The following is a 12,336-nucleotide window of genomic DNA, read 5'->3' as shown; positions in this document are numbered from 1 at the left end:
CCGCCGTACCCGGCCGCGCGGCACGGCACCACTGCGGGAGCGCGGCAGGGCTTCAGCGTCTTGGCGCTTCAGCGCAGGTCGAACTCCCCGTCCCGAGCGCCGAGCACGAACGCCCGCCACTCAGCCTCCGTGTACCTCAGCACCGTGTCCGGGTCCAACGACGAACGCATCGCCACCGCGCCGCCCGGCAGATGGGCGATTTCGACGCGCTCCTCGTCCTCGCTCGTACCCGGTGCGCTCACCCACTCGACGCCGGAGATGTCGAGGGCGTACAGCTCGTCCTTCTCCTTCTCGCTCCCCACCGGTCACGCTCCCCTTCGTCGTCACGGCCGGCACGGCCGCGTCACGTCATACGTCTTACGCGACGGATTTTACGGACACCGGCCCCACCGCCCGGGGCGAGATCACGGAAGATCCCCGTGAACTCCCGCCGTACTCCCCGCCTGCTTCACGCCGACGGAGCGCAACGGGAACGCATGTGCCATCGAACGGACGTCGGTGTCGAAAGCCCGTACGTACCGGGTGCCGGGCCCGCGTCCGTACTGCCACGCCATGCCGGACTCCGGTCAACGACGTCCACGGTCACGACGCCCATGGCCAACGACGCCCACGGACAGCCAACGACGGGCACGTCCAGCGGAGTCCGCGGTCGGCAGCGTCCGCGTCAGTCCATGCGCCGGGCGACGCCCAGCAACCCCGCCTCGGCGTCCGTACCGCTGGTCATCACCCAGTGCCGTTCCCGGCCGGCGACCCACAGGGTCACCCCGTCCGCCAGCGTCGGCAGGGCACCGCGCTCCGCCTCCGAAAGCCCGAGGATCTCGCCGATCTGCTCGGCCTCCTGGGGCGAGACCCGCTGGACGCCGACGAGCGTCGCGGCCCGCAACAACCGGGGCGCCACCGGACTCAGATACGGCAGCAGCGTCAACACCGACTGCCAGGGCGCCGAGACGACCCGCCCGCGCGGCGGACGCATGCCGCAGTCCCGGATCACCACGACCGGGCTGCCGACCGTCGCGCCCATCGGCGGCACCCGGCCCACCTCGTACAGCGTGATGCAGTCCAGCCCCGCGCCCGCGGCCTGCGCGAGCCCGGTCCACGCCTGGGCGCGCCCGGTCTCCACGGCCACCCGGGCGCCCGTGCCCGCCGCCCGCAGCGCCATCACCTGCGCCGTCCACAACCCGCCGATGAGCACAACGTCGTACGGCGTCGAACGGTGGAAGCCCACCATCAGCGGACGGCTCTCGGTGTCCTCGCCGATCACCACGCCGTCGTCACCGACGGGCAGCGACAGCGCGCCGAGGTGGTCGGCCGCCACCGTGTGCCCCGGATGGCGCGGACCGACGAGCCGGCGCACCGCTCCCATCACTCCGCTCACCGGGCACCTCCCAGCGGCAGCGTGGCGAACGCCCCGGGCAATTGCTCCCGGTCCAACCGGACGAGACCGACCTTCGCGGTCCGCGCGTGCTGCTCCAACGTCCTGCGCACCCCGATCAACTCCGTGTCCGAACCGCCCGTCACCCGGACGTGGCCGGCCAGGGACAACGCTCCCTGACGCTCGCCCCGCCGCACCGTGACGCTGAAGGTCGTCGCGTACGCGGGCGCGGCCGTCAGCAGCGACACCACCTTCGGCAGCGGCGCCGCCCCGCGCCCCAACTCCGGCCAGCGGCCCACCGCGTACGTGGTGTGCCAGCGGTCGTCACAGCGCCACACCCGCGCCGTCTCCGCCGTCCGCTGCAGCGGCGTCGCGTCCGGCCGACTCGCCCGGACGGCCAGCCGCGGACTCGCACAGACGGCCGTGGCGAGCGTGGAGTTCAGCTCCTGCTGGTCCAGCACCACGGCCTGGAAACCGGCGCCGGCGACCCGGCTCGCGATGTGGTCGGCGACCCGGACGAGACAGCGCTGGGCACCCTGGACGCCACCACCGCGCGCCTCCACGGCCTCCCGGCACAGCTCCGGATTCAGCTTCACCGCGACCCACGTCATCCGCAGCGCGGGTGCGCCGGTGCGCTCCTGGAGCGGGGCGTACGACAGCCGGGCGACCGACTGCTGCGGCAGGTGCGGTGCCGGCGCGGAACGCACCTGCTGCACCAACTGCACCGACTCCAGCACGATGTCGTCGACCTCCAGCGCCCCGCCGAGGAGGGTCAGCGGCAGCGAGCGGGCGCCGAAGGCGGGCCGCAGCGCGGCGCCGCTCGCCTCGACCCGGACCACCGCGGTGAGGAACGTGCCGTCGCCCAGCATGCCGACCGTGCGCCGGTTCTTGTCGACGTACGGATGCGGGCGAAGCTCCGGGACGCCCTCCACCACCGGCGCGATCGACGGGTCGGTCTCCGCCGGCGCCGGGCCGGCGATCCGCTTGCGCGCCCGCAGCGCCAACGCCGTCGCCATCCAGTCCTGGACGGCCTGGCCGCGGCGGCGGATGAAGGCCAACAGCACCAGCACGCACGCCACGGCGACGGCGGGGATCAGCCACAGCCCGCCGAGCACCGCACCGACGGCGGCGATGCCGAGGGCGATCTCGACGAGCGCGAGTTGACGCAACTGGAGCGGACCGACCCGGCTCGTACGGGACAGCGGGCGCAGGGTCGTCTTCGCGGGCGCGGGCGCCGGCCCGCGCGATCCGCCGCTGCCCCGGCCGCCCTGTGGTGCACGAGTGCCCCGGGCCCCCCGGGGCTCCCGGGAGGAGCTACGACCCCGATCGCCGCGCGCGCCCTGCGCGCGTCGTTCGGGCGTTCGCCCATTTCGCGCGCGCGTCCCCGTTGCCATCGCCGCGATGCCCCCTCGTGTCCGTAATTCCCAGAATTCCTAATTTCCACTGGGTGTTGACAGGCCGATCACCCTACCTGAGCGGTGCGTGACCGGCTTCAGCAGGCATAGTAGGGGCCGATACGGCGGCAGGCCGATTCGATGAACAGGGGAGCCTGGCCGCGAAGCGGGGAGAGGGACAGCGGACAGATGGCATCACGTCGGGACGAACTCAACGCCTACACCTTCGCCAAACGGCGGTTGGTGGCGCAGTTCCTCCAGCCCAACGCCACCGGCTCGGAGGAGGGCGCACCGCGCCCGCTGCGGGCCGTGGTGCCCGGAGCCATCATCGGGGTGGTGATCCTCGCCGGGTTCGGGGCCTGGGGAATGTTCAAGCCCGTGGCGCCCAAGGGCTGGGACAAGCCCGGTGAGAACGTCATCGTCGCCAGCAAGTCCACCACCCGATATGTGGTGCTGGAGACGGACGGAAAGAAGCAACTCCATCCCGTTCTCAACATGGCCTCCGCAAAACTTCTCCTGAATCTCGACAGGGGGAAGGTGATCAACGTCTCCGAGTCCGTCCTCGACAGCGGGAAAATCCCGCACGGCGTCACCGTGGGAATTCCCTACGCCCCCGACCGGCTCCCGAAGGCGAAGGACGCCGGCACCGCCAAGCGGTGGGCCGTGTGCGAACGCCCCGGCGAGGGCCGGGCGACGACGCAGAAGGCGGCCTTCGTGCTCGCCGACCGGGAGAAGGGCAAGGTCGACGGCGACAACCGCCTCACCGGCGGCGAACTCCTCTACGTCGAGGCCGCGGGCGTCGAGTACGTCGTGGACGCGAACGGCACGAAGTACGCCCTCAAGGAGGGCGACGACCTGGTGCGCCAACTCGTCGTCGGGCAGAACCGCACTCCCCAGAAGGTCTCCAAGGAGTGGGTGGACACCCTGCACGACGGCCAGGCGATCAGCATGCCGACGATCCCCGGCACCCCCGGAGACGACGCCGACGTCTCCGGTCTGGAGTCCGGCCTCGGCAAGGTCGGCATGATCCTCCAGGCGACGGACGGCACCAAGGAACAGCAGTACGTCGTCCTCAAGGACCGGGTGGCCCCGATCTCCGACTTCATGGCCAAGCTGCTCATCAACAGCAAGCCCCTGAAGGACCTCGACCAGAACGGGAAGGCCCGCAAGGTCAGCGCCTCCGAGTTCCAGGCGGGCGAGCGGTTCGGCGACGACAGGAAGTGGCCCCAGAGCGCACCCGTCGCGGTGAACGACCCGAGTGCGGGCGAGGGCAAGCGCAACGCCGTGTGCAGCGTGCTGCGCGACGTCGACCGGGACAAGGGCACCACCACGCTGAGCACCTGGGCGGGCAACGACTTCCCGGCCCAGCTGCCGATCGGGTCGAGCAGCGCGTACGTCACCCCCGGATCGGGGCTGCTGTTCCGCCAGTTCCAGGGCCAGGGCACGGACGTCGGACTCCTCTTCCTCGTCACCGACACCGGACTGCGCTACGCCATGCAGTCCAACAGCGACAGCGCGAGCGCCGACCCCGGCGCCGGCTCCGACGAGGAGAAGAAGCAGCAGTTGGAGGCCCAGACCCAACTCGCCCAGCGACAGCTCGGGTACAAGGACGTGCGGCCGGTACCGGTGCCCAAGGCGTGGACCGAGTTCCTGCCGAGGGGGCCGCGGCTGTCCATCGGTGACGCGAACCAACCCCAGGGATCCTGAGGCGGTCGGCAGATGACCCACTCCACCACCACCACCACCGTCACCGCCTTCGCCGCGGGGCGCGGCCGCCGAGTCGCCGTGGTGACCGCGGCCACCGCGCTCGCCGTGATCGGCCTGCCGATCGCCCCGGCCGCCGCCGACACCACCCAGTGCGACCCCTCCAAGCAGTACCGGGGCGTCCCCTGGTCGCTCCAGCGCGTCATGCTGGAGGAACTGTGGAAGCAGTCCACCGGGGCGGGGGTGAAGGTCGCCGTCATCGACACCGGCGTCGACATCAAACACCCGCAGCTCAAAGCCGCGGTCGACGCCAAGAGCGGTGCGAACCTGCTGCCCAAGAAGAACAAGAAGGGCGAGGAACTCGACCGCGGCAACGCCGACGGCACGGACGACTCCGTCGGGCACGGCACCAAGGTCGCCGGCATCATCGCCGCCCGCAAGGTCGACGGCACCGGCTTCGTCGGCCTCGCACCCGACTCGAAGATCATCCCCATCAAGCAGAACGACTCCGACGGGAACGGCAGCGCGGGAACCCTCGCCGACGCCATCGATCACGCCGTGGACAAGGGCGCCGGCGTCATCAACATCTCCCAGGACACCGCCAACGCCGTGGAACCGGACCCCGCGCTGAAGCAGGCCGTCAACCGCGCCCTGGCCGAGGACGTCGTGGTCGTCGCCTCCGCGGGCAACGACGGCGCCGGCGGCAACAGGAAGAAGACGTATCCCGCGTCGTTCCCCGGCGTCCTCGCCGTCGCCGCCTCCGACCGCAACAACGAACGCGCCCCCTTCTCGCAGTCCGGCGACTTCGTCGGCATTGCGGCGCCCGGCGTGGACATGGTCAGCACGGTCCCCGGCAAGGGCCACTGCGCGGACAACGGCACCAGCTTCTCGGCGCCGTACGTCGCCGGCATCGCCGCCCTCATCAAGGCGAAGCACCCGACGTGGACCCCGCAGCAGATCGTCGCCCAGATGCAGCAGACCGCGGAGCGCGCCACCGCGGGCCACGACTCGCTCGTCGGCTGGGGCGTGGTCGACCCCCTGCGCGCCCTCACCGAGGACGAGGAGCCGATCGAGGAGCCCACCGAGGGCGGCGGACTCACCCAGGCCGAGGGCCCGACTCCGGTCAAGCACGACCTGGGCGAGACGGCGGCCGAGCGCAACGCCCGCCTCGCCACGTACGTGGTGATCGGTGGCGGCGTCCTCGTCGCGGCGGTCGCGGGCGGCGCGGTGGCGGTGCGTGACGCACGGCGGCGGGCGAGCCGGGTGGCCGGGGGCTGAGGGGTCGGGGAGGCGCTCCGGCCCCTTTGAGGGGAACGCTTTGGGGAGAAACCGAGGAGAGAACGCCCGCAAAGAGACGTCGGTGAAGCGGACATGATGAGATGGTTGACGCAACCGCGTGCGGACGTGGCGACGCCCGCTCCACGGGCCGGTGGACGAGTGGCGAGCGAGCGAACGAGTCACCGAGTGACCGATTCGACAGCCGAGCCCGGCGACCCGGGCCTTCCTGGGCGGGCCCCCGGAAGTCGGATGACGTGTATGTCACTTGGGGCTTGTCATAGCCAGTAGCTAAAGTGGTATGCGGCCTGGAAGATGGCCGATTCGCCACGCTTGCGACGTGGTGCAGCTGGATCAACGGGGAGGAACGGGCATCGTGGGCATCGTGGGTTATCCAACCGACGGCGGGGTCCGAGGGCAGAGCCATGGCTGACCTTGTCAAAGGGATCGCCGCACTCAGTAGTTTCCAACGCAAGGTGAACGTCATCCTCGCGGACCTGAACAAGGGCGCGGGCGGCAAGACGGCGATCTCCGAGCAGAGGGTCCCGCGCGGTGCCCTCAGCGGGGGCAACGCGCCGTTCGCCGAGGCGGATGGTCTCTTCACGCAGTACAACCGCGTCCAGCAGGCGCTCACCGACCTCTCCCGGGACCTCGGGTTGCAGATCGAGGCGCTGAACATCGCGGTGCACGCGGCGGACGTGGGGACGGACAACGTGGACGAGGAGCGGCGCGTTCGCTTCGCCGAGATCCAGACAGCGCTTGTGAAGAGCGATCTGGACAAGTCCGCTCAGCAGCCTCAGGCGCCGAAGACCGTCCAGGACAAGTCCTCTGACTCCGGGTGGTCTTGACATGACCGAACAAGAGAAGGACACCAAGCCGCTGACGCCTGAGGAGCAGGAGAAGCAGGACCTCGCCCAGGCGCAGGCGCAGAACGTCTTCACCGACGTCACCCGCGTGGTCGGTTCCATCTTCGGCGGCAACGGGCCGCACGCCCGTACCGACTTCGAGGGACACGACCTCAACGTCATGGTCGACCTGGTGGAGAACGCCAAGCCGGTCGACCTCGAAAACGCGGGCGAGAGCCTCCGCAAGGCACGCGACGACCTCAAGAAGGCCGGCCGTGAGCTTGAGGCCGAGATCGGAAGGGTCCACTGGGAGGGCGAGAGCGCCGAGGCGTTCCGCGAGTTCGGCAAGGCGCTTGCGGCTCACGCTGACGGACTGGGCACCTTCGCCGGCATCGCGGGGACGCAGATCACGGCCGCGGGCATGGGCCTGGCCTCGGTGCGCAGTTCGATGCCGCCGCGGGACACGCGCCTGGTGAGGCACGACGTGCGGAAGATGCCGATGCCTCAGCAGGTTGACACCAACCCTGACTACGTAGCGGCGAAGAAGGTCGAGCAGGATCGCCAAGAGGCCATCAACCAGATGAACCGACTGGCGTCGTACTACGCGGTGTCGGAACAGACGTTGGCGAATCAGGATCCGCCGAAGTTCGAGAAGATTCTCCAGGCTGATGTTCCGCGGCCCCGGGGGAAGGAGTTCCTGCCCCCTTCAAGCACGAGTAGATCCACCAAACCGGGCACGGCCTCTGTCCAGCCGGCGCGGAAGTACGGTGACGAGTCGCAGCCGAGGAGTGACCGACCAACTGAGATCCCCGGAATGCCTCCGTCGGCCAACGTGGAGCGTGACCCGGCAACGGTGATCGACAGCGTGGCACCACCGGCCGTTTCCCCTTCGACGAACCTCAACAGTGCACCACCCGTGACTCCCGTGGCCCCGGTGGCACCACCCACCGGGCCGACGGGCACTCCGCCCGTTGCTCCGATCTCGCCCGTCGGTCCCGTGACCGGGCCAGTGACGGCCAAGACCGGGGGACCGGTGCCGACGTCCCCCGTCGTCTCGAAAGCCACGGGTGGCCCTGGGAAGACGGGTGGCGCGCCTCCGTTCACAGCCACCGGGCAGCCTGGAGTGCCGGGACGCCCGAGCATCACCGGCAACCCCACCACGGCCACGCCGTCGACCAACGGTCCGGTTGGACGGCCCTCGGGCCCGATGACAGCCGGCCCTTCCTCCTCCCAGGGACCCGTTGGACGCCCCAGCGGCCCTGGTGCGGGTGGTCCGTACACCGGGAATCAGCAGTCGATGACCGGTCGTCCGAACACGGCCGGTGGTCCCATGCAGGGCCAGCCTGCGACCGGTCGCACCGGCGGCGGGACGCGCCAGGGGCAGGGCATCGTCGGTGGCACGCCACAGCGGACCACCGGCAGCCCCTCAGGGTCCCGGGTGCCCAAGGGCACGGTCATCGGTGCCGAAGGCCCCGGAGCGACTAGGGCAACGCAAGGGCGCCCGGGACAGTCCGGTGTGGTCGGCGCCAACCCGATGGGGAACGCCAACCGGCCCACCGGACGGGGAACGCCGAGCGTGAACGGAGTCGTGGGAGCCCCGCGCCAGCAGGGCGGAGTCAACCCCCGACCTGGGAAGAGCGGATTCACGACTGGTGGATCCGGGCTCGTCGGCGGACGTCCGGGACAGAAGCGTTCCGACAAGGAATCGGACGACAACGAGTCCACGCGCCCGGACTACCTGACAGAAGACGAAGAGACGTGGACGGACCGGCGGCGCGACACGACGCCGCCGGTCATCGAGTAGGCACACGGAAGGCTCGGAAGCCAGGATGACGGCAGGAATGTTCCAGGCGCGGCAGTCGGGCACGCCCCGAGCCCTGCGGCGAGGTTTGCTGTGCTCGCTGGCCGCGGTCTTTATGTGGGCCGGTACCGTTCCCACGATGGCACCGGCTGCCGTGGCTGCGCCTGGACAGCCCAAGCAGTGGCACCTGGACGCCATGGGGGCCGAGGATATTTGGAAAGTCTCCACCGGCAAAGGTGTCAAGATCGCCGTTATCGACACAGGAGTGAATTCTTCAACTCCCACTCTGCAGGGGCAGGTACTCAAGGGCCTTGACGCCTCCGGAGCCAAGGGCGACGAGACCGACGACTACGACGGCCACGGCACCACAATGGCTGAGCTGATCGCCGGTACAGGGAAGGGCGGCGGTATCCGAGGTCTCGCCCCTGGTGCCCAGCTGGTTCCCATGCGGATTTCTGACACGGACCTGCAGAACAGGGAGAAGACGAATGCCCAGGACACTGTCGACGCCATTAGAGCCGCGGCCGACAGCGACGTGAAGATCATCAGCATGTCGTTCGGCAGTGACTACTCCTCTCGGGAGGAGCGTGCTGCGGCGGAGTACGCAGCGAAGAAGGGCAAGCTGTTCTTCGCCGCAGCCGGCAACAATGCCAAGGAAGGCAACAAGCCTCAGTTCCCGGCTGCCTATCCGGACGTGGTGGGGGTTGCCTCGGCCGATAGCAAGGGCACTGTTGCCGAGTACTCCCAGCACGGTGACAACGTCGACATCACCGCGCCCGGAAGGGGCATGCCGCGCTGGTGCGACACGTCGTTCAAGTCCTACTGTGACGGCGACGGTGGAACCAGTTCCGCCACGGCGATCGCCTCTGCCGCTGCAGCCCTCGTCTGGTCGGCTCACCCCGACTGGACCGGCAACCAGGTTCTCCGTGCCCTCATCGACACCGCAGGGCGCGACTGGGCCAAGGACACCCGCAGCACCTACCTCGGGCACGGGCTGATCCGCCCGCGGCAGATTCTCGTCGACGGGAAGGGCGACCCCGGTGCTCCGGACGTCAGCCCCTTGACGAACCAGAAGACGGGCGGTGCTCCCGCGTCCACCGCGCCGTCTGCACCAGCCTCGTCACAACCGCCGAAGGGCGATTCTCAGGACGGGGCTGTCGTGGCAGGCTCCAGCAAGAACAAGAGTGAGGACGGCGGCAGTTCGACCGGACTCATCATCGGCGGAATCGCGGCCGTGGTCGTCGTTGCGGGAGGGGCCTTCTTCCTCCTGCGCCGTCGCGCCGCATAGCCGCGTACCGCCCCACGCACCACCAAGTACCACCTCAGTTCAACAAAAGGAAAGGAATACGGGGACATGGCAGGAGTCCAGAAGGTTGGAGATCAGAGTCTCAAGGATTTCCAGGACGAAATCTCCCGGCAGTTCGATGACATCAAGGGGCAGGTGCAGCAGCTCCAGGGCGTGATCGACAGCCTGGAGGGCCGCTGGAAGGGCATCGGCGCCGGTGCCTTCGACGGGAAGCAGGCGGAGATCAACCAGGGCATGGTGCGCATCGCCAAGCTGCTGGCGGACTTCCAGGAAGCGATCGCGGTCACCCGCACCACCGCGGCCGGCACGGATGAGGACGTGCGCGCCTCGATGCAGAGCGTCGACGCCTCGGCGGGCGCGGGCGGCTCGGGCGGCGGTGGGGGAGCTCCCACGTCGAAGCTCGCCGCGTACTGAGTCGTACGTCCGCTTCGGCTACGGCTCGGCACGCGTACGGCAGATCACCCCGCAGACCCCAGTTTTTCCGCAGCTAGTTGGAGGACCCCATGTCCGATCCCGGCCTCATGCTCGTCACGTACGCCTCGCTTGAGGAGGCCGCGAGCACCATCGACAAGCAGGCCAAGCGCCTCGACGACACCCTGGAAGCGCTGCAGACGAAGATCCGTAGCGTCTCCAGCACCTTCGAGGGTGAGGCGAAGACCGCCGCTGACGGCGCGCACAAGAAGTGGGACGCGGAGACGCGTCAGATCCACAACGCGCTGAAGGGCATCTCCCGCGCGGTCCGCGACGCGGGCCCGGCGTACCAGGCGGGCGACAAGAAGGCCGCTGGCAACTTCTAGTCGGTCTTTGCGCACAATCAAAACAGAACAGCAACAGGGTGGGCATGCGCGGGAGATGCCCACCCTGTTGTGTTTTGATCGTGAATCAGGTCGTTCTACCTTTGCTCGTACATTCGCTTGACTCGGTCATGCCTTTTCCGTAGGCGGTCACAAGGTTTTTCATGTCTTCTTTTGTGCCCTCATCTTCGTAGGTGATGATGTAGGCGAAGAGCTGCCATGTTTTGTATTCGCTTCTTGCGGGATTCGGGCAGGCTGCTTTAGTGATGCCTCCTTTTTTCGTGTAACCGAATGTTCCCTCCGGGTTCACGTCCTTATTGCGGTCAAGCTCCATGAGGGCCGGCGCGGCATCGAAAATGGTGTTTTCCTTCAGCCGCCAGTCGTAGTGGGCTGCGAGAACTGGTTCGTCGTCGATGAATACACGGCAGGTGCTCTGGTTGTATTCAGATTTCCACAGCTTGGTGCGGAGTTTCTTTCCTGGAGGGAGGACGGCTGTGAGGATTTCGGGTGGGACAGCCGCGCCGCAGAGTGTCGTGGGGACTGTGTACGACTTCTTTGATGGCTCATCCGAAGAGCAGCCGGATAGTGCGAGGCCGAGGGCGGTGATCGTTGCGATGGTGGCCTTCGCGGATGCGAGCCGGGAAGATGCTCTGGCTGCAGCGTGGGTTGGCGACGTTCGAGGAGCTAGGTGATTCATGGCTGGATCTCCGTGGTCAAGTCGTCGGCCATTTCTGTGGCACCAGCATCTGCCTCGCGAAAAACGGAGTTGGTCCCTTTGAATGCCCAGTCCTGTACTTGGTCTTGATAGGTTGCGTCGTGTGCCCTCGCCGCTGTTTCAGCAGCCGCGGTATTTCTCCCCGCGTTTTGAAGGCGCGTCGGTCTTGGACTGCTTGAAGATTCCCTCCAGCGTCTCTGAGGGTGAGGAGAAGGTCGCTGCTGGCGGCGCGTGCAAGATGTGGGGTGCGGGACGCGTCAGATCCACAACGCGCTGAAGGGCATCTCCCGCGCGGTCCGCGACGCGGGCCCGGCGTACCAGGCGGGCGACAAGAAGGCCGCTGGCAACTTCTAGTCGGTCTTTGCGCACAATCAAAACAGAACAGCAACAGGGTGGGCATGCGCGGGAGATGCCCACCCTGTTGTGTTTTGATCGTGAATCAGGTCGTTCTGCCCTTGCTCGTGCATTCGCTTGACTCGGTCATGCCTTTTCCGTAGGCAGTCACGAGGTTTTTCATGTCTTCTTTTGTGCCCTCATCTTTGTAGGTGGTGATGTAGACGAAGAGCTGCCATGTTTTGTATTCGCTTCTTGCGGGATTGGGGCAGGCTGCTTTAGTGACGCCTCCCTTTTCCGTATAACCGAGCGTCCTCTCCGGGTTCACGTCCTTTTTGCGGTCAAGCCCCGTGAGGGACGGTGCGGTATCGAAAATGGTGCGTTCTTTCCGCTGCCAGTCGTACTGGGCTACGAGAACTGGCTCGTTGTCGATGAATACACGGCAGGTGCTCTGGTTGTATCCAGATGTCCACGGCTTGGTGTGGAGTTTCTTTCCTGGGGGGAGGACGGCTGTGAGGAGGTCGGGTGGGACAGCTGCACCGCAGAGTGTTGTGGGGACGGTGTACAACTTCTTTGGCTTTGGCGGCTCATCCGAAGAGCAGCCGGATAGTGCGAGGCTGAGGGTGGTGATCGTTGCGATGGTGGCCTTCGCGGATGCGGGCCGGGAAGATGCTCTGGCTGCAGCGTGGGTTGGCGACGTTCGAGGAGCTAGGTGATTCATGGCTGGATCTCCGTGGTCAAGTCGTCGGCCATTTCTGTGGCACCAGCATCTGCCTCGCGAAAAACGGAGTTGGTCC

13 protein-coding genes are annotated in these 12,336 nt (G+C 67.8%); 8 read left to right on the top strand and 5 right to left on the bottom strand.

Annotated elements, in window-relative coordinates; genetic code table 11:
- Window positions 1–68: 68 nt before the first annotated feature.
- The 3 genes from ACH4E8_RS00140 to eccE form a co-directional block, all read right to left on the bottom strand.
- Window positions 69–302: a DUF397 domain-containing protein gene (locus ACH4E8_RS00140; RefSeq protein WP_361538927.1), complete on the bottom strand. Its 234-nt coding sequence runs from the start codon at window positions 300–302 to the stop codon at window positions 69–71.
- A 362-nt stretch (window positions 303–664) separates the two neighbouring features.
- Window positions 665–1,363, bottom strand: coding sequence for a hypothetical protein (locus ACH4E8_RS00135; protein ID WP_398444656.1), 699 nt, complete (start codon window positions 1,361–1,363; stop codon window positions 665–667).
- Window positions 1,364–1,371: 8 nt separating this feature from the next.
- Window positions 1,372–2,766, bottom strand: a complete 1,395-nt coding sequence (eccE, locus tag ACH4E8_RS00130) for a type VII secretion protein EccE (RefSeq protein WP_398442781.1) — start codon at window positions 2,764–2,766, stop codon at window positions 1,372–1,374.
- Window positions 2,767–2,955: 189 nt separating this feature from the next.
- Here eccE and eccB point away from each other — a divergent pair, with 189 nt between their 5' ends.
- The 7 genes from eccB (at window position 2,956) to ACH4E8_RS00095 (ending at window position 10,494) form a co-directional block, all read left to right on the top strand.
- Window positions 2,956–4,473, top strand: a complete 1,518-nt coding sequence (eccB, locus tag ACH4E8_RS00125; RefSeq protein WP_398442779.1) for a type VII secretion protein EccB — start codon at window positions 2,956–2,958, stop codon at window positions 4,471–4,473.
- Window positions 4,474–4,485: 12 nt separating this feature from the next.
- On the top strand, window positions 4,486–5,748 hold the full coding sequence (gene mycP, locus ACH4E8_RS00120) for a type VII secretion-associated serine protease mycosin (RefSeq protein ID WP_398442776.1): 1,263 nt from the start codon (window positions 4,486–4,488) through the stop codon (window positions 5,746–5,748).
- A 422-nt stretch (window positions 5,749–6,170) separates the two neighbouring features.
- Window positions 6,171–6,593: a hypothetical protein gene (locus ACH4E8_RS00115; RefSeq protein ID WP_398442774.1), complete on the top strand. Its 423-nt coding sequence runs from the start codon at window positions 6,171–6,173 to the stop codon at window positions 6,591–6,593.
- 106 nt (window positions 6,594–6,699) lie between these two features.
- A complete protein-coding gene (locus ACH4E8_RS00110; protein ID WP_398442772.1) occupies window positions 6,700–8,394 on the top strand; it encodes a hypothetical protein in 1,695 nt (564 codons plus the stop codon).
- Window positions 8,395–8,419: 25 nt separating this feature from the next.
- A complete protein-coding gene (locus tag ACH4E8_RS00105; protein WP_398442770.1) occupies window positions 8,420–9,679 on the top strand; it encodes a S8 family serine peptidase in 1,260 nt (419 codons plus the stop codon).
- A 66-nt stretch (window positions 9,680–9,745) separates the two neighbouring features.
- A complete protein-coding gene (locus tag ACH4E8_RS00100) occupies window positions 9,746–10,111 on the top strand; it encodes a WXG100 family type VII secretion target (protein ID WP_398442768.1) in 366 nt (121 codons plus the stop codon).
- Between the two features lie 89 nt (window positions 10,112–10,200).
- Window positions 10,201–10,494, top strand: a complete 294-nt coding sequence (locus ACH4E8_RS00095; protein WP_398442766.1) for a WXG100 family type VII secretion target — start codon at window positions 10,201–10,203, stop codon at window positions 10,492–10,494.
- 85 nt (window positions 10,495–10,579) lie between these two features.
- Here ACH4E8_RS00095 and ACH4E8_RS00090 read toward each other — a convergent pair whose 3' ends face one another.
- Complete coding sequence (locus ACH4E8_RS00090) at window positions 10,580–11,188, bottom strand: hypothetical protein (RefSeq protein WP_398442765.1); 609 nt, start codon at window positions 11,186–11,188, stop codon at window positions 10,580–10,582.
- A 249-nt stretch (window positions 11,189–11,437) separates the two neighbouring features.
- Here ACH4E8_RS00090 and ACH4E8_RS00085 point away from each other — a divergent pair, with 249 nt between their 5' ends.
- Window positions 11,438–11,560, top strand: a complete 123-nt coding sequence (locus ACH4E8_RS00085) for a hypothetical protein (protein ID WP_398442763.1) — start codon at window positions 11,438–11,440, stop codon at window positions 11,558–11,560.
- Window positions 11,561–11,645: 85 nt separating this feature from the next.
- On the opposite strand, the gene ACH4E8_RS00080 is transcribed toward ACH4E8_RS00085, so the two are convergent.
- The gene (locus ACH4E8_RS00080) at window positions 11,646–12,260 is read right to left on the bottom strand and encodes a hypothetical protein (RefSeq protein ID WP_398442761.1); all 615 of its coding nucleotides are present in this window, start codon (window positions 12,258–12,260) and stop codon (window positions 11,646–11,648) included.
- Window positions 12,261–12,336: the final 76 nt, after the last annotated feature.

Source organism: Streptomyces sp. NPDC017979 (assembly GCF_044328175.1).
Taxonomy (GTDB): Bacteria; Actinomycetota; Actinomycetes; order Streptomycetales; family Streptomycetaceae; genus Streptomyces.
Note: the sequence above shows the minus strand (reverse complement) of the source record. Positions and strands in the feature narration are given on the sequence as shown.